The 24,421-nt window shown below is 63.0% G+C and carries 20 protein-coding genes; 6 read left to right on the top strand and 14 right to left on the bottom strand.

The annotated features are described in order from the left end of the window. Positions 1-9 precede the first annotated feature (9 nt). The 3 genes from OK352_RS06295 to OK352_RS06285 form a co-directional block, all read right to left on the bottom strand. Positions 10-867 (bottom strand): ABC transporter permease, encoded by an 858-nt coding sequence (locus OK352_RS06295; RefSeq protein WP_265140595.1) that lies wholly within the window; start codon positions 865-867, stop codon positions 10-12. Continuing rightward, a complete protein-coding gene (locus tag OK352_RS06290; protein ID WP_265140594.1) occupies positions 864-1,844 on the bottom strand; it encodes an ATP-binding cassette domain-containing protein in 981 nt (326 codons plus the stop codon). Before OK352_RS06290 ends, OK352_RS06295 begins: the two co-directional genes overlap by 4 nt. A gap of 136 nt (positions 1,845-1,980) precedes the next feature. Further along, positions 1,981-2,808, bottom strand: a complete 828-nt coding sequence (locus tag OK352_RS06285; RefSeq protein WP_265140593.1) for an SGNH/GDSL hydrolase family protein — start codon at positions 2,806-2,808, stop codon at positions 1,981-1,983. 112 nt (positions 2,809-2,920) lie between these two features. Between OK352_RS06285 and OK352_RS06280 the strand changes: the two genes are divergently transcribed. Genes OK352_RS06280 through OK352_RS06270 form a run of 3 tightly spaced genes read left to right on the top strand, consistent with a single transcriptional unit; the run spans position 2,921 to position 5,588 of the window. Beyond that, positions 2,921-3,595, top strand: coding sequence for a response regulator transcription factor (locus tag OK352_RS06280; RefSeq protein WP_265140592.1), 675 nt, complete (start codon positions 2,921-2,923; stop codon positions 3,593-3,595). Between the two features lie 11 nt (positions 3,596-3,606). After that, positions 3,607-5,112: a sensor histidine kinase gene (locus tag OK352_RS06275; protein WP_265140591.1), complete on the top strand. Its 1,506-nt coding sequence runs from the start codon at positions 3,607-3,609 to the stop codon at positions 5,110-5,112. Beyond that, complete coding sequence (locus OK352_RS06270; protein WP_265140590.1) at positions 5,109-5,588, top strand: hypothetical protein; 480 nt, start codon at positions 5,109-5,111, stop codon at positions 5,586-5,588. Before OK352_RS06275 ends, OK352_RS06270 begins: the two co-directional genes overlap by 4 nt. 44 nt (positions 5,589-5,632) lie before the next feature. On the opposite strand, the gene OK352_RS06265 is transcribed toward OK352_RS06270, so the two are convergent. The 4 genes from OK352_RS06265 to OK352_RS06250 form a co-directional block, all read right to left on the bottom strand. Further along, positions 5,633-6,958, bottom strand: a complete 1,326-nt coding sequence (locus OK352_RS06265) for an acyltransferase family protein (protein ID WP_265140589.1) — start codon at positions 6,956-6,958, stop codon at positions 5,633-5,635. 216 nt (positions 6,959-7,174) lie between these two features. After that, entirely contained in the window at positions 7,175-8,740 is a 1,566-nt protein-coding gene (locus tag OK352_RS06260) for an SLC13 family permease (RefSeq protein ID WP_265140588.1), read from the bottom strand. Between the two features lie 55 nt (positions 8,741-8,795). Continuing rightward, entirely contained in the window at positions 8,796-9,542 is a 747-nt protein-coding gene (locus OK352_RS06255) for a sulfite exporter TauE/SafE family protein (protein WP_265140587.1), read from the bottom strand. A gap of 69 nt (positions 9,543-9,611) precedes the next feature. Next, the gene (locus OK352_RS06250; RefSeq protein WP_265140586.1) at positions 9,612-10,409 is read right to left on the bottom strand and encodes a fructosamine kinase family protein; all 798 of its coding nucleotides are present in this window, start codon (positions 10,407-10,409) and stop codon (positions 9,612-9,614) included. 84 nt (positions 10,410-10,493) lie between these two features. On the opposite strand from OK352_RS06250, the gene OK352_RS06245 reads away from it, so the two are divergent. Next, on the top strand, positions 10,494-11,849 hold the full coding sequence (locus OK352_RS06245) for an L-serine ammonia-lyase (protein ID WP_265140585.1): 1,356 nt from the start codon (positions 10,494-10,496) through the stop codon (positions 11,847-11,849). Between the two features lie 274 nt (positions 11,850-12,123). On the opposite strand, the gene OK352_RS06240 is transcribed toward OK352_RS06245, so the two are convergent. The 4 genes from OK352_RS06240 to OK352_RS06225 form a co-directional block, all read right to left on the bottom strand. Next, positions 12,124-14,052, bottom strand: a complete 1,929-nt coding sequence (locus tag OK352_RS06240; RefSeq protein ID WP_265140584.1) for a thioredoxin domain-containing protein — start codon at positions 14,050-14,052, stop codon at positions 12,124-12,126. Between the two features lie 292 nt (positions 14,053-14,344). Continuing rightward, positions 14,345-15,835, bottom strand: a complete 1,491-nt coding sequence (locus tag OK352_RS06235; RefSeq protein WP_265140583.1) for a carboxylesterase/lipase family protein — start codon at positions 15,833-15,835, stop codon at positions 14,345-14,347. Next, positions 15,832-16,530, bottom strand: coding sequence for a VC0807 family protein (locus OK352_RS06230; RefSeq protein ID WP_265140582.1), 699 nt, complete (start codon positions 16,528-16,530; stop codon positions 15,832-15,834). The genes OK352_RS06235 and OK352_RS06230 overlap by 4 nt, the downstream gene beginning before the upstream one ends. 20 nt (positions 16,531-16,550) lie before the next feature. Then, on the bottom strand, positions 16,551-17,090 hold the full coding sequence (locus OK352_RS06225) for a hypothetical protein (protein ID WP_265140581.1): 540 nt from the start codon (positions 17,088-17,090) through the stop codon (positions 16,551-16,553). Between the two features lie 156 nt (positions 17,091-17,246). On the opposite strand from OK352_RS06225, the gene OK352_RS06220 reads away from it, so the two are divergent. Continuing rightward, positions 17,247-17,885 (top strand): TetR/AcrR family transcriptional regulator, encoded by a 639-nt coding sequence (locus tag OK352_RS06220; RefSeq protein WP_265140580.1) that lies wholly within the window; start codon positions 17,247-17,249, stop codon positions 17,883-17,885. Positions 17,886-18,804: 919 nt separating this feature from the next. Here OK352_RS06220 and OK352_RS06215 read toward each other — a convergent pair. After that, positions 18,805-20,655: an HNH endonuclease signature motif containing protein gene (locus OK352_RS06215; RefSeq protein WP_265140579.1), complete on the bottom strand. Its 1,851-nt coding sequence runs from the start codon at positions 20,653-20,655 to the stop codon at positions 18,805-18,807. A gap of 528 nt (positions 20,656-21,183) precedes the next feature. Here OK352_RS06215 and OK352_RS06210 point away from each other — a divergent pair. Next, positions 21,184-22,653, top strand: a complete 1,470-nt coding sequence (locus tag OK352_RS06210) for a hypothetical protein (RefSeq protein WP_265140578.1) — start codon at positions 21,184-21,186, stop codon at positions 22,651-22,653. A 272-nt stretch (positions 22,654-22,925) separates the two neighbouring features. On the opposite strand, the gene msuE is transcribed toward OK352_RS06210, so the two are convergent. Continuing rightward, entirely contained in the window at positions 22,926-23,522 is a 597-nt protein-coding gene (gene msuE / locus OK352_RS06205) for an FMN reductase (protein WP_265140577.1), read from the bottom strand. A gap of 92 nt (positions 23,523-23,614) precedes the next feature. Continuing rightward, complete coding sequence (locus OK352_RS06200; protein ID WP_265140576.1) at positions 23,615-24,406, bottom strand: DUF1684 domain-containing protein; 792 nt, start codon at positions 24,404-24,406, stop codon at positions 23,615-23,617. Positions 24,407-24,421 lie beyond the last annotated feature (15 nt).

Genomic DNA, 24,421 nt, shown 5'->3' with positions numbered 1-24,421 from the left:
TCTTCGCGACTACGCCTTGCGCATGTATGCACGTACGGTCAGCGGGGCGAACACGGCAACGATCACGGCGGCGCCGATGAGCGAGATCACGAGGTCGGCACCCACGACACCGTTGTTGGCCAGTTCTCGCACCGCTGTCACGAGGTGCGAAATCGGGTTGACGTGCACGAAGCCCTGCAGCCAGTCGGGCATCGTCTCGACCGGAACGAAGGCGTTTGACAGGAATGTCAGTGGGAACAGGATGATCATTGAGATGCCCTGAACGCTGGATGCTGTTCGTGCGATGACGCCGAAGAAGGCGAAGATCCAGCTGATCGCCCACGCACAGACGATGACCGCGAGGCCCGCGAGCACGACGCTGCCGATGCCGCCCGAGGCACGCCATCCCATGATGAAGCCCATCACGAATGTGAGGGTCGTGGCGATCGTGTAGCGCACGGTGTCGGCGAGCAGCGCACCGGCGAGCGGCGCGATGCGGGCGATGGGCAGCGAGCGGAACCTGTCGAACACGCCCTTGTCCATGTCTTCACGCAGTTGAACTCCCGTCACGACGGACGTGGTGATGACTGTCTGCACGAGGATGCCGGGGATGATGACGGGCAGGTAGCTCGCAATGTCCCCGGAGATCGCGCCGCCGAAGATGTAGGTGAACATCAGGGTGAAAATGATCGGCTGCACGGTCACATCGATGAGTTGCTCCGGCGTGCGTTTGATCTTGAGAAGCCCACGCTTGGCCATCGAGAGAGAGTGCGAAACGGTGTCGGCCAGGCTGACCGAGTTGGTGAGCGGCCTGCCGAGAACGCTGTCTGACGGGGAGCCCGGGGATGCCGGGCCACGGGATGCTGTATCGAGAGATGCTGTGCTCATGCGTGTGCTCCTTCGAGCTCGTCGGCTGCGGGCTCAGCGCCGTGGCCGGTAATGGAGAGAAAGACCTCGTCGAGCGTCGGCTTCTGCACGCTCATCTCGGCGAGGTGGATGCCGCGAGATCGCAGTTCGACCAGCAGGTCTGTCACGCGATCGGCATCGGCCATGGGCACACTGATCTGATCGCCGCGGAAGGCGGGGTTGCCGCGGAAACCGAGCACATCGCGCATGGTCTGCACGGCAGCATCCGTGTCGTGTGCATCGGTCAGCGTGACCTGCAGGGCGGAGGCACCGACGGATGCTTTGAGCTGGTCCGCCGTTCCCTCGGCGACGACTCGTCCCGTGTCGATCACGGCGATGCGGTCGGCCAGCTGGTCGGCTTCATCGAGGTATTGGGTGGTCAGCATGACCGTGGAGCCGTTTGCGACCAGGCGACGGATGGTGTCCCACATCTGGTTGCGGGTGCGCGGGTCGAGCCCGGTCGTGGGCTCGTCGAGGAAGATGAGCGGCGGCTGGGCGATCAGGCTGGCTGCGAGGTCGAGGCGCCGGCGCATTCCGCCCGAGAACTTCTTCAGCGGGCGGGTGGCCGCATCGCTCAGTGAGAATTCATCGAGCAGGTTCTTCGCTATGCGTTTGGCGTCACGGCCGCTCAGGCCGAGGAGCCGGCCGAAGAGCACGAGGTTCTCGATGGCGCTGAGGGAATCGTCGACCGAAGCGTACTGCCCGGTCACGCCGATCAGCTGGCGGACGATGCCGGCGTCGCGTTGAACATCGTGCCCGAAGATGCGGGCGCTTCCGCCGTCTGGCCTCAGAAGCGTGGCGAGCATGCTGATGGTTGTGGTCTTGCCTGCCCCGTTGGGGCCGAGAACTCCGTAGATGCTCCCGGCACGGACGGCGAGGTCGACGCCGTCGACGGCGCGGTTTGTGCCGAAGGTCTTGACGAGCCCGGTCGCATCGACGGCGAGTTCTGTGGATGTCATAGGTGTTCCTTTCATCAGGAACAAGACTCCGACGCTCCACTTTCACGGCACTGTCATGGCGCTGACATGCGCGTGCGGCCGGTGACAGCGGCTCGTGCGGACGAGATTCCGTTCGCACGAGCCGCCGCCGTGTGGATCAGCAGCCATGAAACACATCGCTGTCTGCCCAGCCCGTGTTCGCCCAGGCGTCAGGTTCCGCGGGAGTGAATCCCGAATACAGCGCCGCGAGCTCGTCGAGAGCCCAGCTGGTGAAGCGCGCGGCTCCCTGCGGACACGTGTGGATGCCGTCGTCGCTTCGGTCGATCGCGCCATCGTGTTTTCGCGAGAAGTCATCACCCCAGACGGCGCTGGCATCGAGATACTCGACACCGTCGAGATCGTCTGCGACGCTCTTGGCCTGCTCGTTCGCCGCCGCGAGCTCATCCATATGGGGCGCGTAGAAATCGTCGGGCGCCAGCGGCGGCATCGAGATGAAGATCAGGTCGGCATCATTCCTCGACGTCGCTTCTGCGAGTCGCCGGTAGGCGTCACGCTGTTCATCCGGAGACCCCCAGTCGTACGTCGTCACCTGATACATCACGACCCCGCCGTCGGCATCCTCAAGCTGGTCTGGAAGGGTGTCCCACTGCTTCTCGGCGTTGGGGCCCACAACGTTTCCCCCTCCCACCGACGTCGCGTCGACGAACTTCACGCCGCTCTCTGCCAGGCCCTGCCTCAGCGCCGCTGCCTGACCCGCTGCGACGGAATCACCAAGAAAAAGCACGGGCGAGAGGCCTGCCTCGGCGGCCTGCGATGATTCCGTCCAGCCCTGGCTTTCCGCGGAGCTCGCGTTGGGGTTGGTTCCGCAGGCGGTCAGCGCGAACGCAGCCAAAGCTGTGGTGAGCGCAGCGACAGCACGAACCGGCTGTGCGACGCGATGCCTCGAGGGCGAAGTTGCATCTGAATTATTCGTTGGGTTTGTCATAGTTCGACTCTCACAAGCCGATGTCGCAGCTCCACCCTCGCCGTGTCGCAGTCCTGTCACAAGATCCTGTCTCGGCCTCCTTGTTTCGGGGGCGAGCACGTAGCATGTGGGCATGGTTGTGGCCCTTCTGGTTGAGGACGACGAGTTTGTGCGCCGCGGCATGCAACTCGCTCTCAAGCGACACGGCCACGATGTCGAGACGGCAGAAGACGGTGAGGCCGCGCTGACGCGCTTTGGCGAGGGCGATGTCGACGTCGTGATTCTCGATGTGATGCTCCCCGGAATCGACGGGTTCGAGGTGTGCCGCAGAATCCGAGAACGCGCCCAGACGCCGATCATCATGCTGACGGCTCGTGGTGATGACTTCGACATCATCACCGGGCTCGAGGCGGGCGCTGACGACTACGTCACGAAGCCCGTGCAGCCGACGGTCTTGGACGCTCGCATTCGCGCCGTTCTGCGCCGTTCGGTGAGCGATGTCGATGGGGTTCGCGTACACGGTGGCCTGCAGATCGATACGGTGTCGCTCGCCGTCACCGTCGACGGTCACGCGGTGAGCCTCACTCCCACCGAATTGCGATTGCTCTTGACACTGTCGCGTGTTCCCGGTCGGGTATTCAGCCGTGAACAGCTGCTCGAAGAGGTGTGGGAGCAGGGGTATCTCGGAGACTCTCGGCTCGTCGACAACGGCGTGATGAGATTGCGCTCGAAGATCGAGCGCGACCCCGCACAACCCGAGTATGTCGAGACCGTCCGCGGGTTCGGCTATAGGTTCAGGCGAGCATGATGCCCTCGTGGATGCTGAGAGCACTCCGCGCCTCGTCTGGGCTGCGTGGCCGCCTCATCGGGACGTTCGTTGCGGTCATGGTGCTGGGCGCCGCAGCTGCCGCGTGGGCTGGTGTTCAGCAGTCCACAGCATCGCTCATCAGCTCCCATACCGACTCCGCAGCGGCAGATCTGATCAGTCGCGTCACCCAGGTGTCCCCGTCCGTGCGCTATCCCCCGCGCCAAGACTCGCTCGATCAGCTCAGAAACGCCGTGGGGGTGAACGCTCTTGTCGGTTTCGACGGCAACACCTCAAGCAGCGGGTTCTTCGCATCGGGATGGGAATCGGTTCCTTCAGATCTGCGCGCGGCAATCACGGCGCAGGAGCGCAGCGATGACGCTCGCGTATCGACGCAGCGAGTGGAAGCCGACGGCACCTCCTGGCTCGTGATCGGCACACCGGTCATGATCACGTCCCCCGAGGGAGAGCGGGCGCCCTCGGGAATCGAGGTGTACGCGGCATACGATCTCACCGACGTTGGCCAGCAAGTGGATGCTCTTGTGCGAGGCGCGGCGGTCACGACGGCACTCGTCCTCCCACTGGCCGTGCTTCTCGCGATCCTCGCGTCGCGAAGCGTCTTGCGCCCCATCGCTCGTCTTCGCGCGACGGCGCAGAGCCTCGCCGCTGGGGATCTCACGGCACGTTCAGAGTCGGCAGGAGTCGACGAATTGGCACAGCTCACCCGGACGGTCAATGAGATGGCCGAGTCGCTTCAGAGCTCAATGGAGTCATTGGCGCAGATGGAGGAAGGCTCTCGTCGTTTCGCCGCCGATGTCTCGCATGAGCTCCGCACTCCGTTGAGCACGTTGACTGCGGCTGTCGAGGTGCTCCATGACGTGCTCGCGCGCGCGGATCACGCCGACCTGAGCGACGACGACGCTCGCGAATCCGCCGAGCTGGCATTTCACGAGACACAGCGTCTGGTGGCTCTCGTCGAAGACATCATGGAGGTCGCTCGCTTCGACGCGGGAACCACGCAGGTGCGGAGAGAGACAGTCGACATCGCCGAGGTCGCGCGCGAATGCGTCAGCGTTCGCGGCTGGTCTGATGATGTTCGCATCACCAGAGGTCCCGCACGCAGCGCCAACGGGCGCTCCGTCACCGTGCGCGCAGATCGGGCTCGTCTGGATGTGATTCTCGCCAACCTCATCGGGAACGCCCTCACGCATGGTCGCGCCCCCGTGCACGTCGAGATGTCAACGCGCGATGGTGGTGTGAGTGTGGCCGTGATCGACTCGGGCCCGGGGATTCCGCCGGACGATCTCGCACATGTCTTCACGCGATTCTATAAAGCAGACACGACGCGCACGCGCGCGCACGGGAGCGGTCTCGGGCTGGCCATTGCCCGCGAGAACGCTCTCGCGCACGGCGGAACTCTGACCGCAGAGAACCGAGATGGCGGCGGAGCTGTGTTTACGCTGTGGCTCCCGCTGGGCGAGCCAGACGCGAGCGAGACGCCAGAGGAGGATCACAGATGAGACAGCGAATCGTGAGCGCACTTGCGATAGGAAGCATCGCGCTCGCGCTCTCAGGATGCGGGCTCGGGCCTTCTGGCGTCGAGCAGGGTGCGGCTGCACCAACCGGTGTTTCGGCGGGGATGACGCTGTACTTCTACGACTCCTCCGGCACCCTCACCGCGCAGCAGCGTGATACCGGTCGGCTTGGAAGCGTGCAGGACGCCATCGCGCTCCTGCTGACGGGCCCAGGTTCGTCTGGGCTGACCACCGCCCTGACGCCCACAACAGTCACCCGCACCGAAGTACGGCTCAGCGGTGATCAGATGTCAATCGTCGTTCCTTTGACGGCGACGGAGGCGACTGATGTGGGCACGGATCAAATCGTCTGCACCGCACTCGCGAGCCACATTCAGTCGGGCGGATCGCCCGATACCACGGTGACCGTCCACTTCACCGTCGGTTCTGACACGACGCGCACCTGCCCAGTGCTTCCGTAAGCTGCTGCTCACCGCAGACACTGCCAATCAATGAATCCCGCGCGTCACAACACGCTGACGTCGATGACTGTTGACTCCATGTGAGGCACGACCACCCAGAAAAGAAGCAGCAGGACTGAAACTGCGAGAAGAGCACCGAGCCCGGCTCGTCCGCGTGCCCACCGAGCGCGGAACCGAATGGGGTCTTCCACGAAGTACCGTGACGCCGCTGCCGCAGCGAGCGAAATTCCAATGACGACTGCGGTGTGCATCAGCATCCCGATCTCTGAGTCGCCGTGAGCGGGAATCAGCGTGATCACCGGCCAGTGCCACAGATACAGGCTGTAGGAAATTCCTCCGAGCCACACCAGCTGACGATTCTGCAGCAAGCGCACGGGAACCGGCAGTCTTTGAGCCCCGTCAGTCTGAGACCCGTCATTGTTCGTCACATGCTGCCGTGTCACCGTGGCAACAAGCGCGATGAGCGCGGCACATATGACTGCGTGAACGAACAGACCTCCGGTAAAGAGCCCCGGCGTCGATATTCCGTCCGCTGCGACCCATGCCGCAGCAAGCGCCACCCCGAGAGCTCCGATCACTCCGGTCGCTGCTCTCGGATAAGCGGTCACCGCACGTTCGCAGAGCCGACGGATGGGAAGGGTCGCAGCAGCTGCTCCTATCACGAGAGAAAATGCCCGGGAGTCCGTTCCCGTATAGACCCGGGTGGGATCCGCGGGGTCGACGGCGGCGATCATCACAATGAAAGACGCAACCGAGAACACTCCCGCTATGACGATGACCGAGACATCAAACTGCGCGTGCCCGTGTCGGCGCCCCCACGCCGTGACCGCGATGACGAGGCCGATAATGAGTGGCCAGACCAGGTAGAACTGCTCTTCGACAGCGATACTCCAGAGATGCTCGAAGACACGCGACTGCCCGAACGCATCCCAGTAGCTTGCATCCTCAGCGATCAAGTGCCAGTTAATGATGTTCAACTGGGCCCAGAGCCCGTCAGATAGCGTTGTGCTGACCAGGCCGCTGCGCCAAGGTGCGATTCGTGCTCGCTCCAGCGCCCACACTGTCAGAGCCGTGACGCCCATCATGAGCGCTAACGCGGGAAAGAGCCGTCGCAGTCGGCGCCCCCAGAAACGCACAAGGTGAACACGACCAGTGTCTGCTGCCTCGTTCACGAGCTGTCCCGTAATGAGAAAACCGGAGAGCACGAAAAACAAGTCGACGCCGAGGAAGCCGCCGGAGAGATACCCGGTATGGAAGAGCACGACTCCGCTGACGGCGGCGCCGCGCAAACCGTCCAGGGCGGACACGTACGATTGCGTTGACCGTCCGCGTGATTGCTCGCGAACGCGTAATGGTGTCTGTTGGGGCATAGACACGAGTCTGGTCACGCGTCTTCACCGCATGATCGCGGCCATGTCGCAACTGTGTCACAGCGGGAGGGCCAGCTGAACAACGGCAGCGCCTCACAGAGCGAACAGTGTGAGCATCTTTCTGCCGTGGAAGAGCGCGCAGTCTGGGTACGAGGCGCGCACCCCCGCTGACATGCGCGTGCAGCCGGTGACAGCACCGGCCGCACGCGCTTGGCCTCAGTAGCTGATGCCGAAGACCCAGACGGCAAGGGTCATTGTGGTCGCCGTCACGAGAACGATCCCGATCAGGTTCAGCCAGATTCCTCCCTTGATCATGGAGCCGATCGTCACATACCCGGAACCGAAGGCGACAGCGTTCGGTGGTGTGGCGACCGGGAGCATGAACGCGCACGACGCGGCGAGAGCCGTCGGGATGGTGAGCAGCAGCGGGTCGAGGCCCACGCCGAGAGCGACACCGCCGACGACGGGCAGGAACGTCGCCGCCGTGGCCGTGTTGCTCGTCAGCTCGGTGAGGAAGATGATCAGCGTCGTGATGATGGCCACGATCAGGACCACCGGCAGCACGCCAACAGCTTCAGCTTGCGTGCCGATCCACTTCGACAGCCCCGACTCCGTGAACTGCGCCGAGAGGGCGAGTCCGCCTCCGAAAAGCAGCAGCACTCCCCACGGAAGCTCGACCGCTGAGTCCCAGTCGAGTAGCTTGACCCCTCGGTTGGCCTTCGCGGGGAAGAGGAAGAGCACAAGCCCGGCCGCGATCGCGATTCCCGCATCGTCAATGGGCGGGTCCTCGAAGATGACGGGAATGAAGATCCAACTCACGGCGGCCAATGCGAAGACGGTGAGCACGAGCTTCTCCCCCGTCGCCATCGGGCCCAGCTTGCGCAGCTCATTGGCGACGAGCTCGCGACCCCCGGGAATCTCCGAGATCTCTGGTTTGAACAGGACGTGCGTGAGGAGGAACCAGCACAAGAACGTGAAGACGATGGCGATTGGCAGCCCCACCAGCATCCACTGGCCAAAGCCAATGTGAATATCGTGGTTACTCGCCAGGTATCCGACCAGCAACGTGTTGGGCGGCGTGCCGATAATAGTGCTCAGCGACCCGAGCGAGGCGGAGTATGCGATGCCGAGCATCAGAGCGGTCCCGAAATTCGTGCGGATCACATCGTGAACCTTGCTCGCCACGCCCTTCTCAGGGCCTTCCGCCGTCTCCTTCCCGTCTGACATCTGCTCTGAGACCAGGACGAGCACGGATGTGCCGAGCGGCAGCATCATGACGGCGGTTGCAGTGTTCGACACCCACATGCTGATGAATCCGGTGGCGATCATGAAACCGCCGATCATCGGCTGCGACTTTCCGCCCATGAGGCGCACAATGTGCAATGCGATACGCCGATGCAGATTCCAGCGCTGCATCGCCAGGGCGATGAGGAATCCCCCCATGAAGAGGAAGATGATGTGGTTTCCGTAGGAGGCTCCGACATCATCGAACCCGATGGAATCCCCGTTGGAGTCGACCATCGCTGCGAGGGGAAAGATGAGTACGGGCAAAAGCGCCGTCGCCGGGATGGGAATCGCCTCGGTCATCCACCAGACGCCCATGAGCACGGCCGTGGCCGCCGTGATTTTTGGAGAATGATCGAGATCGGCGGGCATCGCGAGAAACACGACGATAGCGAGGATGAGACCGAGTGCGAAGCCGGTCCATCGTCGTCTGTTTGTCTTCTTTTCGATTCCGGTATCGAGCTGGCCCGGTGATTTCACACGTTCTGACGTTGACATGACAGCTCCTTCGCTGAGTTGACGACAGTGGTTGCAGACGGCGACGCCATCGGGTTCACAACGCCACCACACCTCTGATCAGGGCTGCAGCACCTCCAATCGCGGCGAGGGTAATCGCTGTGTTGCGGGCGGCGCGCGAGGACACGCGAGAACTCAGGATGCTGCCGATGACGATGCCCGCAACGACGATGACGATGATCACGCCGAACGTCCACAGCGGAGGTAGCTCCGCCAACGTCGTGGCACCGAGGCTGATCTTCGAGATGACCGAAAGCAGTCCCATCGTCAGGAATGTGGGCTGCATCGTTGCGGCAAACGAGGTCTGGTTCCAGCGCGTCAGCGTGGCATCAATCACCATGACTGGTGCCGCCACGCCGGCGCACGTGTTGAAGAACCCACCGACGGCACCGGTGACGGGGCCAAGTGCTCGGGTTCTAACCACGGGCAGATTCGGAACACCGAACGTCGTCGCGAGAGCGAGAAGAACGATCGCTCCGATGAGGATCTGCAGCCAGCTGGCGGGTGCGGCACGGACGACGAAGGACGCGGCAATGGCACCGACGATGATTCCCGGGAGGAAGCCCAAATACCGTTTCCATTCGATGTTGCGGCGCAGTGACAGCAGAATCAGGAGACCCGAGACGACGGTTGTGGCATTGGTCACGAGGATGCCCGCGACCGGCCCGAGCAGCACGGTCAGGATCGGTGCGACCACGAGCCCCACGCCGGTGCCGGACAACCGCTGCAGGATTGTTCCGATGAAAATCGCAACGGCGGCGATGAGGGCGGTGGTCAGATCCACACGGTCTCCGCGGTCACAATCGCTGGCATCTGCTCAGGCTACATCTGACGTTCGGCTGCGCACGCGACGTCACGCATACTGCGCGGCGAGCCGCGCCGACATTGTCACATAGCTGCCTTCGAAGAGGTGCGCGTGCATGATCACGATGCCCAGCTGGTGCAGGCCGATGCGGTCGCGCCAGCCGTCGGCGAGCGGCGACGCTTCGTCATACCCCGCGTACACATCGTCGAGGAACGGAAAACCGAACACTGACAACGTCGCCAGGTCGGTTTCGGCGTGGCCGCCGTGGGCCATGGGGTCGATGAGTGCTGCACCCGACGACGCTCCGTCGTACAGCACATTCCCCGACCACATGTCGCCGTGAACGCGGGCCACATCGTGACCGGCTTCGGCGACGAGCTGCGGTTGTGCCGCATCGTAGGCACCGTCGTCGAGCCGCGCAGCCAGCCGATCGTAGAGCCGCGCATCATCGGCATCGATCACACCGTTCTGCCGAAGACGTCGCGCAAAATCCTCGATCCGGTGCCGTGCGTAGAACTGCCCCCACGTTCTCGGAGCCAAGTCCCGGTCGACGACGAGTGGTGTTTGTGAGTTCCCGACCCACGCCGGGCCCTGCCAGCCATCCGGCGGGCACCCCCACCAGTCGGCTCCTGCCGCGTGGGTGCGTGCAAGTGCTCGCCCGAAGGCACGCGCACCGTCGGAACTCGGCGGAGCGCCCTCGATGTGCTCGATCTCCAGACGTTGATCTGTCACATCGATGACCTCGGCAATGCGGGCACCGCCGTTCGCCTGCGCTTCGGCCAGCCACCGTAATCCGGCGGCTTCTCCTGGTGGGTTCGGTCCTGCTTTCACGAACGTCTCGGTCACACCGGCAGTGTACGCCGTGAGTTCGCGCAGATCGCCCGAGAGTCAGTGAATGAGACGTAACCTGGAGGCGGTTCAAGGAGGAGCATGTACGTTTCAGTGTTCGACCTGTTCTCGATCGGCATCGGACCGTCGAGTTCGCACACAGTCGGCCCTATGCGGGCAAGCATCGACTTCGTCAGGCGGCTTCGCGAGTCTGGCGATCTCCCCCACGTGCGCCGCATTGGATGCGCTCTTTACGGCTCCCTCGGAGCGACGGGCCTCGGCCACGGAACACCTGATGCGATTGTCGCGGGCCTTGCGGGGCTCGAGCCGACAACCTGCGACCCCGACCTCGTTCGCGGGGCCTGGGATGCTGCCGCCGGAGCAGGTGCCCTCGCGCTCGGTGGCGAGCACCGTATCGACTTCGAACACGACGACGTTGCGCTCGAACCCCGTACGCGCCTCCAGCATCCGAATGCCCTGACGCTTGCTGCCTGGTCTGACAGCGCGGTTCCGCTGATGGAACACACCTACTTTTCGGTCGGCGGCGGGTTCATCCAACGCGAGGGCGACGACGATAACGAGGCAACGAACGAGGTTCCGCTGCAGTATCGCAGTGCGGAGGAACTGCTCGAGCTTTGCGCCGCGCATGACACCGATATCGCTCAGATCGCACGCCGCAATGAGGAATCGCTGCGCGGAAGCGATGAGGTGGACGCCGGGCTCGACGAGCTCTGGCGTGTGATGGATGCCTGCATCGACAACGGTCTGGCGACAGGCGGAACGCTTCCCGGGCCCCTCATGGTGGCGAAGCGTGCCAAGGCGCTGCGTGAAAAGCTTGAGACCACCGAGGCCGAGAACGGACGCTCTCTTCCCGGTGAGTGGCTGCTCGCCTACGCGCTTGCGGTCAACGAAGAGAATGCTTCAGGCGGGCGGGTCGTCACGGCACCCACCAACGGTGCGGCCGGCATCATCCCTGCGGTGGGGCGTTACTACTTGACCTTTGTGGATGGCGCGAGCGTGGAGGGTATGCGTACGTATCTGCTCACGGCAACGGCGATCGGGACGTTGTTCAAGGCGAATGCGTCGATCTCGGGTGCTGTCGGCGGCTGCCAGGCCGAGGTGGGTTCTGCGTGTGCGATGGCGGCCGGGGCGCTGTGTGCGGTTCTCGGTGGGACGCCGGCGCAGGTCGAGAACGCTGCTGAGATCGCAATGGAGCATCATCTGGGCCTCACGTGTGACCCGGTCGCGGGTCTCGTGCAGGTGCCGTGCATTGAGCGCAATGCCATCGCGTCGTCGACGGCGGTCACGGCGGCGCGTTTGTCGTTGAATGGCGATGGCACTCACGTGGTCTCGCTCGATGCTGTGATTGAGACGATGCGTCAGACCGGCCTCGACATGTCGACTAAGTACAAGGAGACGAGTGAGGGCGGTCTCGCGGTGAACGTCATTGAGTGCTGAACGACTTCGGCACGGGTCGACAGACGGCTGAACGCCTGCAGTCCGCATCGGCAATCAGCTGAGCAGCACCCGCACGCCTCGGCGAACGGCTGGCCGTCAGCGCAGCACGTCGACAGACGGCTGAACGCCTGCAGTCCGCATCGGCAATCAGCTGAGCACCAGCCGCACACCTCAGCGAACGGTTGGCCGTCAGCGCAGCAGCCGGGTGGCCGTCAGCGCGGCACGTCGGCAGACGGCTGAGCAACAACCGCACACGTCACTAGCCGACAGGCCGTCAGCGCAGCGGCTCAGGCAGCTGGCATGTGAAGTCGTCGCAGACGTACAGTGTCGGCAGACCCTCGATGACGGGTCGGTCCTCGGCAAGAGAGAATCCGGATGCTGCCAGCTGACGCGCACGCGATTCGGCGACGATCAACACCACATCAGCCTGCTGCCGTCGTACGCGTTCCGGCAGGGTGGACTCCGCGGCTTGCGCGCTGTCCGCACCGCCCGCGTCCTCCGTACCGTCCGCGCTCCCCACGCTGCCCGCATCGTCCGCGCCATCCGCGCCGCCCGCGTCCTCCGCGCCGTTCGCACCATCTGCATCGCCCGCGCCGTCCGCGCCGTCGGGCACAATGACGACGATCTGGCGGGCGGCAGATCCGAGCCGGCACGCTTCCTCGAGAAGCGCTCCGAAACCGACAGGGTTCTGCAGTGCCTGCTCGACGAACGGGGCGATGGCGGCCTCGGCCCGCGCGCGCAGGTCGCGGTCGCCGGTCAGCAGCCACAGCATCCGGCTCGCTCGAGCACAGGCGCTCAGACCGGATGGGTAGGCGCCCTCGCTCGGGTCGTCGAGAAGCGCGAGCCCGTTCGCGGCGAGAACGGCGTCCTGTTGCGGCTCAACGAATCCGTCGGCGCTCGTCACGCGGTCGATCAGGTCGCGCGCCCGTTCCAGATACGTTCCGTCGCCGGTCGCGCAACCCACTTCGATGAGGCCGCACGCGAGCATTCCGTAGTCTTCGAGGGCGGCGACGGCCGTCGAGATCTGCTCCTCCGTCGATGCCCGCACGAGGGCGTCACCGTCATCGTGGCGGGCCAGCAACTCATCGGCCACTGTCTGGGCGGCCTCGACCCAGTCGGGCCTGGCCAGAACGACGCCGGCCCGGGCCAGGTTCTCGATCGCGAGGCCGTTCCATCCGGTGAGCACCTTTCTGTCGAGGGGCGGCGGTTCAAGCGCGTCACGATTCGACGCTGTGTAATACCCGCCCTCGGTGCGCACTCCGTCGATCGTGCTCTCGGAGTCCTGCCCGCTGGCGAACCCCCAGCCCAGGTGCAGGGTGTCAAGAAGAAAATCGGCGATGCCCGTGGCTGTCGCCGCAGCATCCTCGTCTCCGGATTGCCACGCCCGCGTGTACTCTCCGAGCAGCAGCGCGTTGTCGTACAGCATCCGCTCATAGTGTGGCTCTGACCAGTCGCGCTGGGTGGCATAGCGGAAGAACCCGCCGTCGCGGTCTCGCAGCGGCGAGCGGGCCATTGTTGTGAGCGTTCGTGTCGCGAGGTCGTCGGCTCCGTAGGTCTGCAGAAATCCGAGCACTGGGGCGACAGGAAACTTTGGGGCGCTGCCGAATCCGCCGAAGAGCTCGTCTTCGGCTGTTTCCAGACGACCGACGGATGCTGTCAGCTGCTCATGTGTGGGCAGCGGAGCAACCTCAGCACTGCTCTCTCCCGCCGCGCGCACTGCATCGGCAACGGCTGCCGCGGTGTTTGTGGCCACGTCCCGGCGTGTTGTCCACGCGCTGACGACGGCCTCCAGGACCTGCCGGAACGAGGGGCGCCCGCCCATTGGCTCGGGTGGGTAGTACGTGCCCGCATGGAATGCCGCGCCCGTGGGTGTCGCGAAGACGCTCAGTGGCCACCCCAGGCCCTGTGTGAAGGCGGCGGCCTGTGCGAGGTAGCTTGCGTCGACGCTGGGATGCTCTTCGCGGTCGACTTTGATGCAGACGAAGTTGTCGTTCAGGTAGGTGGCGACATCCGGATCGCTGAACGACTCGCGGGCCATCACGTGGCACCAGTGGCAGGTTGCGTAGCCGATCGAGATGAAGACCGGCACGTCACGAGCTGTCGCCTCCGCAAAGGCATCCCCGCTCCATGGCTGCCAGGAAACGGGGTTTTCGGCGTGAGACCTGAGGTACGGGCTCATCGCTCCAGCGAGGCGATTGACCATGCTCCCACACTACGACCGTCGTCTGCTCGTGAACAGAACGTGCCCTGCTGCATGTGCCCTGCTGCTTGTACCCCGTTGCAGGTGCCCCGCTGCACGTGCCCCGCTGCATGTGCCCTGCCACAGGGCCCCGTCACATGCTCCTGCCGCAGGGCCCCGCCACATGCCCCTGCCGCATGCTCCTGCCGCATGAGGCCCAGCACGGGCGCCCCACCGCGTAAGCGCCATCACATGTTTCCCACCACGTGACCCCGCATCAATCGCAGATGCCTCGCCCCGCAAGCCCTGTGCGTCACTAAACCCGCAAGCTCGCCCAGAAATCAACGTTGTGCCGTCGTCGAAAGTCGATGGACCCCACCACACGATCGTCAAAGCCCAACGCATTCTGCCCGCCGCCGAATGACTGCCAGCCCGGACCGCGTTGCGACTGAGGCACCCCTCTGCGCGCGAACGACGTCCAGTAGTCGATCATCAGGTCAGACAGCATCCTTTGCTTTGGAGTGAGCATGTCGATTCCCCCGAGGTCGAAGATGTAGGGAAGATCTGTCGCGTGCGTCGCTCCCAACGGCAGACCGGGCACGCCGTCGTCGTCCGCCAAGGTGGGGGCCGTACGGTCGGCGAACTCGTAGGCGAAGACCGGTGCGCGTTCTGACAGCAGTTCGTGTTCACGATGCACCGCAAACGCCCATGATGCGTCAGTCGTGATCGTTGACCAGGTCATGACTGCCGCGTCATCCGCAGACTCATAGCGATCGGCCACACGTGGGGCATTGTCGCCGAACGAGTTCACGAGCAGTTCGGGCAGCCTTGCGCGGGTGATCGGATTCACTGTGTGTGCTCCCGCGATGAACGCTCTCGACTCGTCGCGAGTGATGCCCGAAATCATCGGAACGCGAAGCACGCCGCCATGACGAATCGCTTCGGACGGATGCTGTGGAAGCAGCTCCGTTTCGCACGCGAGGCAGTTTGCGAACGTAGCTGTGTGCTCGACAAGCACGTCAGCGCTCATCGCTCGCAGCGCGGCAACAGCATCCGCTCCCTCGGCTCCCAACGTCTTGGCAAGCCCTGCTCCCCTCTGCGCAACCTGCGAGACCGGCAGATACGGCGTGTGCTCGGGCGAGCGGGGAAACATCACGCCGCGCCCCCAGTGCAGCATCGGCGACCCTGACTGAAGAATCGCCTTGTGGAACAAGCCCGCCGCACTCGGGGTCGCCAGCAGTGCCCCGATGCTCATGGCCCCGGCGGACTGTCCGAAAACCGTGACGTTGCTCGGGTCGCCCCCGAAGGCTGCGGCATTGCGTTGCACCCAGCGCAGCGCCTCGAGCTGGTCGGCGAACCCGAAATTTCCCGAGCCTGCCAGACCATCATGTCCGAAGTACCCGAAGACACCAAGCCGATAGTTGACCGTCACGACGACGACGTCGCCCTGCTTCGCAAGTCGCTGCGAATCGTACAGATGCCCGCCTCCCGTTGTGAATCCGCCGCCATGCAGCCACACCATCACGGGTCGCAGTTCGTGTGCGTGCGGGAGCGGTGTCGTGACGTTCACGAACAGGCAGTCCTCGTCTGTCAGCTCGGGCGGCTGTCCCGGTTGAGGGCACAGGGGTCCCGGCCGCGTCGCGTCGACGGTGCCCGACCAGGCAACAGCTGGTTTCGGCAGATGCCAGCGCAGTTCGTCGACCGGTGGCTGCGCGTAGCGAATTCCCTCGAAGACACGTGCCCAGCGGGTGCGTCTGCCCCGGACGCGCCCGGTATCGATCCTGACGTTGAGCGGCTCATGTGTCATTCGGGGCTCTTCTGGTCTGTGCGCGCTGTGGCGTATTCAGAGACGCGTCGCCACAGTCCGACGCGTGTGAAGTAGCGGTGCTGCACGATCTGCAGCACGACGAATGTCACTGCCCACAGCGCACCGGCAATCACCGGAACGAGGTCCACCGGCAGGGCGTAGGCCATCACCACGCGAACGATGGCGTCGGCGATCATCCCGACTCCCCACAACACTGTCGCCGTGCGCCAGATGCTCCGGAACGCGGCGTCGGCATCCCAGATCTCGTCCCAGAGATCGGGGCGCAATCGTGTCGTCATGGGTGTCGGCTCGATCATCGTGCGGGCAAATGTGAATGCGACCGGGCGCCGAAAACGCAGGCTGACGAGAAAGGCCACGCCGATCGCGCCTGTGAACCAGCCTTCCTTCGCTAACAAAAAGCGCGGGCTTCCCGTGACAAACGAGAGCAACACGCTTCCCGCGAGCACGATCAGAACGAAGAGCCCCAGTGCACCGACCTTTCGCTGTCTGATCGAGCGGATGCCGATCGCGACGACCGTGGGAGATCCCGCGAAGATTAGCGCCAGCATCTGATCGACGCCGAACCCGCGAAGGATGTAGAAGCCGGCGACGGGAACCACGAGATCGGTCACGATCATGCCGATCTGACCGCCCAGACCGGAGTTCTGCCGTGGCGTGCTGCGTGGCTCGGCCATCGCGCTCCTTTCCGTGTGCGTCATGCGTTGGCTCGAGAGGAAGCGCGTCCTCGCCGATGTTCCGCGAAGAAACGACGAACGGATGCGGGTGCCCACAGCAGGATGAGCATGATCACGTGGATGCTGTCGCCGGGGATCACCGCCCACAGGTAGGCGCTTCCTGCCGCCGCCGAGTAGAGGCTGCACAGCGTCGCAATCACCAGGTAGGCCGAGAGTGCGATGCGCGCCCACTGTCGTCCCTGCAGCAGCTTCACTACCAGCCAGATTGAGAGTGCGACGTCAATGGCGTGGAGCACGACGGCGTAGATGATCGAGGCGTTGATGGCGAATTCCATGTGCCGTGGGTCGAGGCTCGGATCATTGGCCCGGATGCTGTCGGCGAGAAAACCGTCTCTGCCGATCATCATGGCAATCGGCAGTGCGATCAGCAGAGCAATGCCGACGCCCACGGCAGGGACGAGCCAGCGAAGCGGTGTCGGGATCTCGACCCACGCGAAGCGGCGAGAGATCTGTGTGACGCCGATCTCGTCGGGTGAATCGGTACGTGTGTGGTCAGTCATGCGGGCAGGTTAGCAAAAAATTAGCAGGGGTGATAGTTTTTTATCTATGGTGATAAAAATGCTCGGGAAACGTTCACCCTCACAACACGTCAGGCTCCGCGTCGCATACGCGCTCGTGCGTGCGGCCCGATGAGCGATGATGGTTTCCAGAGCGACATGACTGACATGACAGAGCAGACTGCAGACGAAACGTCCACGTTGACGTTTATTCAGCGCACTCGGCGAGCGCAGCTTGTCGAGTGCGCAATCAACGTGCTTGCCGAAGACGGCTATGCGGCTGCCTCACTCTCACGCATTGCCAAGCGTGCGGGTGTGAGTCGAGGTGTCATTCCCTACCACTTTGCTGATCGTGGCGAGCTGCTCGACGCTGTCGTTGCCGAGGTATACGGCATCGCAACGGAGCAGCTCAGCGTGTCGATTCAGTCGCAGCCGACGGCGCTGCTGGCGGTCCGAAGGTTTATTGTCGGCAGCGCACAGTTCTATCAGGACTTTCCCACTCATATGGCTGCTCTTCACGAAATCGTCAGCCATTCCCGCAGTGACGATGGATCATTGCAGCATACCGAGCAGTCTCGGGCGAACGATCAGGAACTCTCGGCTGTCGGTGAGCTGCTGGAACGTGGAAAGCAGAGTGGCGAGTTTCGGCAATTCTCGACGCCGATTATGGCGCGAACTGTTCGTAGTGCGCTCGACGGCCTGCTGGTGCAGTTGCGTGCTGATGCTCACTATGACGCGATAGCGGATGCTGAGGAGCTTGCCGACATCTTTGAATGTGCGCTCATTCTGAATCACTAGTTGCGTGCAAGGTCCTGGAAGAACTGTCGTTGATTCTGGGCACTGTCGGGTACGCCGGGCAGAGACTGGGCGCCCGGGCAGAGATTGGGCGCCCGGGCAGAATCGCGGCTCCGGGCAAAGTCGAGGCACGTCGGGCGGAGTCGAGGCGCCAGGGCGGACTCACAGGGCACCCGGTCACGGTCAAGGTTCCCGAGCAGAGTCAAGGTTCCTGGGCAGCGTCGAGGCGCGCCGGGCAGCATTGAGGCGCCTGGGCAGCGTCAGCGAGCTAAAGCAGAGTCGGGATGCCGAGGCTGGGTCGAAGTACGCCGGCCAGCATCGACCTACGCCAGGTGCAGTCGGGGCACCGAGCAGAGTCAAGGAGCCTGGGCAGAATCGAGGGACTGCTGGCACAAGCGGGATGAGACAATCACGACACTTATTCACACAGTTTTCGGGCATGGCGACAGGCTCGAGTGCACTTCTACCTGCACTCGAGTACGTTTTCACCGGGTCGACGGCTCTATCGTGGTGCCGAGTTCAATGCCACGTCTGCGTGGCGACACCCGGCACCCCGTCGCAGAGTCGAGTTCAGTGCCGCGTCTGTGTACCGACATTCGATGCGCAGCTTGAAGCATTCGATGTGAACCGAACGGCGTTCAAAATACGGCATCGAGAACTCAGCGTGCGACATTCGACGTCGCACCCGCATCGTTCAACGACCGACGTCAACGTCAACGTCAGTGTCAGTGTCAGTGTCAGTGTCGACGTCACCATGCAGCTTGCACGTTGCACGTTGCAGCTTGCAACGCTCAACCTTCGGAGTGCAGCTTGCAACGCTCACCACCCGGCACCCCGCATCCCGCATCCCGCATCCCGCATCCCGCTCATCGTCGCCTACGACACAGAACCCACATCGATACGCCGTCTGCGCGGATTCTGTTTAGAACGACGGCGCACTGCCGTACTCGTTCGTATTTGCCACGCGACCTCCCCCACTGCTGTTCTCTTCGCTGTCCGTCGTTTCGGCAAATTGGACGTTAGATGTTCTCGGCACCCGATACATCAGCCCGAGTGGTGAGGTCCATTCGACCTCACCCACATCGGTGATACGGATCTGCCAGGTCGTATGGTGTCGAATCATATGGTGCTGTTCACACTCACTCGCCACATTCGTCAAACGGGTTTCCCCACCGTTCTGCCATTCCCGCACGTGATCCAGATCACATGTCGTAGCAGACCGATCACAGCCGATCCCGGTGCACGTCTCATCCCTCAACTGGATACTGCGCTTCAGATCAGCGGGAACCTTGTAGCTGTCTCGTCCGACTGAGAGCACCGCACCGGTCTCCGGATGTGTCAACAACCGGATAAAACTTGGTGCTTGTGCAGCCAGTTGCCGCGCAACATCGGGAGCAATCGGCCCGTACCCATCAAGATGCCCCGGCTCCTCTGATGTGCCCAGGAGAGTGAGAACGGGAACGGTGACATGCACGTTCGGCCGGATCTTGCCGATCCGATTCGCCCCTGTCCCTGCAGCATCGACGCCAGGGTTCTGTCCGGCGTCTTGGGTGAATCCGATCATGATCGCATCCACAAGCGCATCGGCTTCGATCTGTGCAAGTGTCCGATCGTCTCCTGCCGCTTTCAACGCACGTGCTGTTGCCCGAGCGGCGTTGTGCAGGCTCTGCACGACCTCGATCGGAGCATGCACCGTGAGAGCGCCCATGCCGTCAGGAGTTCCATAACACTCCGTACGACGTGCCTTCACCGCCTCGCGACGGCGCTCCGTGATTGTGTCCGGAAACAAGCCTTCACGAATCTTGACTACGGCTCGCCCGAACTGAGTCGGAGACTGGGCGGCGGCTTTCGGCAACGCCACGTCTTCCAACGCTGCTGTCTCCTCGGCGTTCAATCCCGATGCCTGGCGAAGCATCGCATTCGTGTGCTGCCGCGTAATCTCACCCTCTTCCAACGCATCCAGCGTTTCTGGGAGCGTTTCGCAGAGGGCTTCAGCATCCATGAGGAGTCCTGCCGCTTGTCCCTTCGTAATGCCCAAAGCAGCGCCGATCTCTTGAGCCAATGACGACCGCACCCACCCCTCAGAATCGCCCGTCAATTCTTTTCTCGTGATCCCGTCAGCATTCGGAATGAAAACACCGGGGTTGTCGAGCGCATCTTGAAGCATCAGATACATGTTGCGGAACCGAGACGCCTCGGCTGCCGCGATCAGGCGCGAGTCATCGACCACAGCATCAAGCCGAGAACGAAGACCGGACACGACAGCGTCAAGGCCGTCGTCAGCGGTTTCGTCGTCAGCTGTTCCGTCGTCACCAGTTTCATCATCGCTGGTTTCATCGTCACCGGTTTTGTCGTCGGCCGTTCCGCCATCACCGGTTCCATCATCTGCTGTTCCGTCGTCACCAGTTTCATCATCGCTGGTTTCATCGTCACCGGTTTTGTCGTCGGCCGTTCCGCCATCACCGGTTCCATCATCTGCTGTTCCGTCGTCACCGGCTTCATGATCGCTGGTTTCATCGTTAGCGGCTTCATCGTCACCGATTCCGTTGTCAGCGGCCTCATCGTCACCGGAGTTATCAGCCGCAACACTGTCCTCCATATCGCCATCCCCAGCGGAGTTGTCGTCAGAAGCGTCACCGCCAGCTTCGCGGCCCTCTGCCTGAGCCTCAGCAGCACTCTCGAGCGATGACGGAGGCCCGTGATATTCAACTTCATGCCCACCTCGTGACACCCAATCGCCGGGGTCCGAAGGGGACTCTCTGTAATCATCCATGCATCAATTTCAGCACAGACCACCGACATTTGTTCGATAAATTATGGCATTGTGGATAACTCTTTTTCGAAGCCATATTCGACTTAACTTTGTGGATAGATCACGTACTCGTGATGCCTCGCGAACAGAAGACTCAGCACTCAAGACGGATTCAACCGATGGTTGCAAGACTCTGATTACGGAGGTGTGGATGGGACGGCCAGCGGTTGGTTGACGGAACTGACGGGACGAGCCTCGATGATCTCGCCAGGAACACCGAAGACGCGTCGCAGAGTTGAGCGCGAGATCTGGAACGGGCTCCACATCAGGACTCTCGGAGCCTGCACAATACCGCGATTTTCAATCGCTTCTCACCCTCGACCTGATCGACACGAGAGAGATATCTGCCTTGCGTGCCCAAGGAAACACAATTCCCTTTACGGTGATGATCCGAACACCCACGCCAGAGAAACCCGAGAAGGCTTTGCGCCTTCCACCGAGGGCGCGGGTACCGCAGTCGACGATGCACGCATTGGTAACGTGTTGCACATGCACCAGGAACACGATGGTGAGTCCCTGACCACTTCGACACCGCACTGGCGCGAGTATCCGATCGGCGCGGTCGGGGAAGGCGCGCAGTCAACGCTGCGCATTCTGGCCCCGTTCGGCGTGGGCATCGTCTTCACGTTTCTGCTCGTCCTGGTCGTCGGCATCACCTACGAAGAAGACGCCATCTTCAACGCCTTGCTGAATCTCGGGGTGACATATAACGACTGGGAGCCGATCTCGGACCTCCTCGACTATGCGACCCGGATGTCTGCATTCCCCATGCTTCTCCTGGCCTACGCGATCGGGCTCGCCGCCGCTGTCGCGATGTGCATTCGTGACATCGCGACGTCGAAAGCCCTTGTGAAGGCAGCACGCTCCGAGGAGCCACGCATAGCGGTTCCTTCCCCCGCACAGGTCGAGTCCGTCATCAAGAAGCGGTTCAACGGGCTGTGGCTGCTGTCGATCTACACGACGGGCGCGCTCGCATTATTCGCGATCATCATGATCATCGTCGCCACAACCGAGGGGTATTCAGACTTCAGCAGCATCGGGTTCCTCACGCTCGGAGTCGCCGCACTATTCGGTGCCCTTGTGTGGTTCATGAGCGCCGTCCTCCATCCAGCGCATCACCGCCGCCGGCTCATCATCTGCGAATGGTGGACGACCGAAGATGAGAAGCAAGCGTGGGCGGCCGCTCGTGCGTCGGCGCGAGGATCTGAGAAGACCACGTCGAACTCAACCCGCGTCGAACGCGACCCTCGCGCTGATCGAGGTGCGAAGATCGTCAAATATGCAGGATTTCTCTTCGCCGCGAGCATTATCGCGATTTTCGCGATCATGTTCGTCCTGTATCCGAATGGCTCGCAATTTCATGGCGCCGGGGAACGAATCAATCTGAGCCCTGGATTCGAGTCCCTCCTGACACTCGCCCTCCTTGTCATCCTCGCGTGCGCCACCGTCTCGCTCATAGGAATGGTCATCGGCCACATCGTTCAGGGCGCAGGGCGCCGGGCTGAACGTCATGCCCTACTCAAAGCGGCATCTGACCCTGATTCACTCCGCACCAAGGCATCGCTCGTCGCCGACTACGCAACGCGCAGCTCCATACAGTTGGCGAGCGTGATGACGGCACTCGCAGCGGCGCTGCTCGTCGCCGGGTCAACAACGCTGATCCTCAGCGTCACCGATAACGAAGCGTTTGAGGGCGCATCGTCAATGTTCGCACCAGCGTCGTCGATCTCGGCAATTGCGACCGCCGTCGGTGTGCTTCTCGTCATTGTCGCGTGGATCTGGAACGCCGTGGCCTTCCAGCGCGACGCCGACCTGCGTGCCCTGCTCATGGCGCGCTGGCCGCAACTTCCCAAACAGACAACCGAGTCACTCTTAAATTCGGGAGGCAAGAAACGCAAGATCCCCGCACGAGTCGGGCCCGCACTGACTCCGGGGACGGAGCAGGACGACATCGTCTGAATCGCACGCTCATCGTCCAACCAGCCCATCGTTCGTGACCAAAGCGGGCCCGATACCCGAACATGCTCGCCACCAACACAATGCTGTCACGCAGAAATTGCTGTCACATAGAAGGCGCCATCACCTAGAAAGCGGCGCAACCGAAGCCAGGTCATGAGCACGACAGCCCCGTCAGCAAGATAGCCCCGTCAGCACGACGGGCCCGTCACCACAGCGCAGCCGTCACCAAGGCAGTGTGCCACTCGGACAGCGACCACACTCGAGCCAGGGGCCTACCAGGTGCCCACGTAGGTGGATGCCGGAATCTCAGAAGGAATCCCCCGCTGTCGCACAAACGGCAGACCGCGCCGCACGGCAAGCTCCACACGTGATTGCACAGACTCGCTCGTCAGTTCATACCCCGCGAAATCGGTGTTGGACGCGTAGACGCCGATCGGCAGTGTCAACGCCTGGAAGAACCCGAACAGAGGCCGGAACTGGTGCTCCAGAATGAGCGCATGCTTCTCTCCCCCGCCCGTGGCGGCCAGCAGCACCGGAGTGTCAATCAGCTCGTACTGTCCCACGAAGTCGAACAGGTGCTTGAACAGCCCGGTGAACGAGCCACGGTAGACAGGGCTTCCCACGATCAGCAGATCCGCTGTCTCAATCGAGCGCAGCGCGGCTTCAGCTTGCGGCGACACTTGGTCGCGCGTCAGCGCACCCGCGAATCCGGAACCGATCTCGACAAGCTCGATCAGCTCAACGTTCACGGTCTCGCGCAGCGCCACCTCGCCCGCGATTGCGCGAATCAAGGCCGTGGTCTTCGAGGGCTCGTGCAGGCTCCCCGAGACGGCGACCACCTTCAGAGTCGTTGCGTCGTGTTCAGGCATGTTGCGACAGTACGCCAGTGAGGCACGCGAGCGACATCTCACGCTGACACAAGACGTAATGGATGCTGTCGCGCCACGCGCGCCAGCGAATCTCAGTCGCGGACGACCGACTTCTCTCCGGCACGCACTGCCGTCGTCAGCCGGTTCTCGGCGGGCGGGAGCGGGCAGACATAGTGGTCGGCGAACGCGCACGGCGGAAGGTATGCCCGGTTGAAGTCCACAGTCACAGCGCCGCGCTCATCCGGAGCGGTGATCGGCAGAAAGCGGAAACGGTAGGTCTCTGCTCCGCTCGTGCCGTCGCTGATCACAGCGCGCAAACCGCGCGGATCCGTCGTCACCGCCAGTGTCGCGTGCTCTCCGCCCGGAAGCGTCACGTCAACGCGTCCGGCCAGTTCGTCTTCGCTCACGTGTCCGTCAATCGCCTCGACGTTCTGCGTGGCGCCCTCGCCAGCACTCGTGAACTGGCCGGTGACCACCCATGATTCGTCGGGCTCGAAGGCGTCGAGATCACGGATGCTGGTGCGTGTCACAGCATCCGGATCGATCAGCCGCAGGGCAAGCGCTCCGTCGCGCGAGAAGTACCGCACCCGCTTGTCGCCCCACTCGATGTCCTGGCCCGTCTCGAGTGAGATCGAGGCGCCCTCGACGGTTCCCACGGGGCGACCGTCTTGCAGGATGGTCTTGCCGTGCAGGCCCGGAGCTGTTCCCACGATCGTCTCGCCGGATGCCTGCCAGGTTCCCGGCACGCCCTCATACTCTGCCGGCTCCGCCGTCAGCCAGTGTGTTGCAACCAGCGATGCCAGGCCGAGCGGAGACGACGTGGCGCGAACCCGCGACTCGTGCCAGTCCGCCCACGTGGCGGCGAAATCGTTGGTATCAGTCATGCTTCTCCTCGAGTC

Source organism: Microbacterium sp. MPKO10 (assembly GCF_026107415.2).
In the GTDB taxonomy this organism is placed as follows: domain Bacteria; phylum Actinomycetota; class Actinomycetes; order Actinomycetales; family Microbacteriaceae; genus Paramicrobacterium.
The sequence above is the reverse complement of the archived record's forward strand: the minus strand, read 5'-3'. Positions and strand labels throughout refer to the sequence as shown.

Bases quoted from the DNA above. Each gene is read 5' to 3' on its own strand.
- msuE (WP_265140577.1), bottom strand. From the start codon at position 23,522: ATGCCTGAACACGACGCAACGACTCTGAAGGTGGTCGCCGTCTCGGGG.
- OK352_RS06200 (WP_265140576.1), bottom strand. From the start codon at position 24,406: ATGACTGATACCAACGATTTCGCCGCCACGTGGGCGGACTGGCACGAG.
- OK352_RS06270 (WP_265140590.1), top strand. From the start codon at position 5,109: ATGAGACAGCGAATCGTGAGCGCACTTGCGATAGGAAGCATCGCGCTC.
- OK352_RS06245 (WP_265140585.1), top strand. From the start codon at position 10,494: ATGTACGTTTCAGTGTTCGACCTGTTCTCGATCGGCATCGGACCGTCG.
- OK352_RS06275 (WP_265140591.1), top strand. From the start codon at position 3,607: ATGCTGAGAGCACTCCGCGCCTCGTCTGGGCTGCGTGGCCGCCTCATC.
- OK352_RS06280 (WP_265140592.1), top strand. From the start codon at position 2,921: ATGGTTGTGGCCCTTCTGGTTGAGGACGACGAGTTTGTGCGCCGCGGC.
- OK352_RS06240 (WP_265140584.1), bottom strand. From the start codon at position 14,052: ATGGTCAATCGCCTCGCTGGAGCGATGAGCCCGTACCTCAGGTCTCAC.
- OK352_RS06220 (WP_265140580.1), top strand. From the start codon at position 17,247: ATGACTGACATGACAGAGCAGACTGCAGACGAAACGTCCACGTTGACG.
- OK352_RS06225 (WP_265140581.1), bottom strand. From the start codon at position 17,090: ATGACTGACCACACACGTACCGATTCACCCGACGAGATCGGCGTCACA.
- OK352_RS06230 (WP_265140582.1), bottom strand. From the start codon at position 16,530: ATGGCCGAGCCACGCAGCACGCCACGGCAGAACTCCGGTCTGGGCGGT.
- OK352_RS06265 (WP_265140589.1), bottom strand. From the start codon at position 6,958: ATGCCCCAACAGACACCATTACGCGTTCGCGAGCAATCACGCGGACGG.
- OK352_RS06260 (WP_265140588.1), bottom strand. From the start codon at position 8,740: ATGTCAACGTCAGAACGTGTGAAATCACCGGGCCAGCTCGATACCGGA.
- OK352_RS06295 (WP_265140595.1), bottom strand. From the start codon at position 867: ATGAGCACAGCATCTCTCGATACAGCATCCCGTGGCCCGGCATCCCCG.
- OK352_RS06285 (WP_265140593.1), bottom strand. From the start codon at position 2,808: ATGACAAACCCAACGAATAATTCAGATGCAACTTCGCCCTCGAGGCAT.
- OK352_RS06290 (WP_265140594.1), bottom strand. From the start codon at position 1,844: ATGACATCCACAGAACTCGCCGTCGATGCGACCGGGCTCGTCAAGACC.
- OK352_RS06210 (WP_265140578.1), top strand. From the start codon at position 21,184: ATGCACCAGGAACACGATGGTGAGTCCCTGACCACTTCGACACCGCAC.
- OK352_RS06215 (WP_265140579.1), bottom strand. From the start codon at position 20,655: ATGGATGATTACAGAGAGTCCCCTTCGGACCCCGGCGATTGGGTGTCA.
- OK352_RS06235 (WP_265140583.1), bottom strand. From the start codon at position 15,835: ATGACACATGAGCCGCTCAACGTCAGGATCGATACCGGGCGCGTCCGG.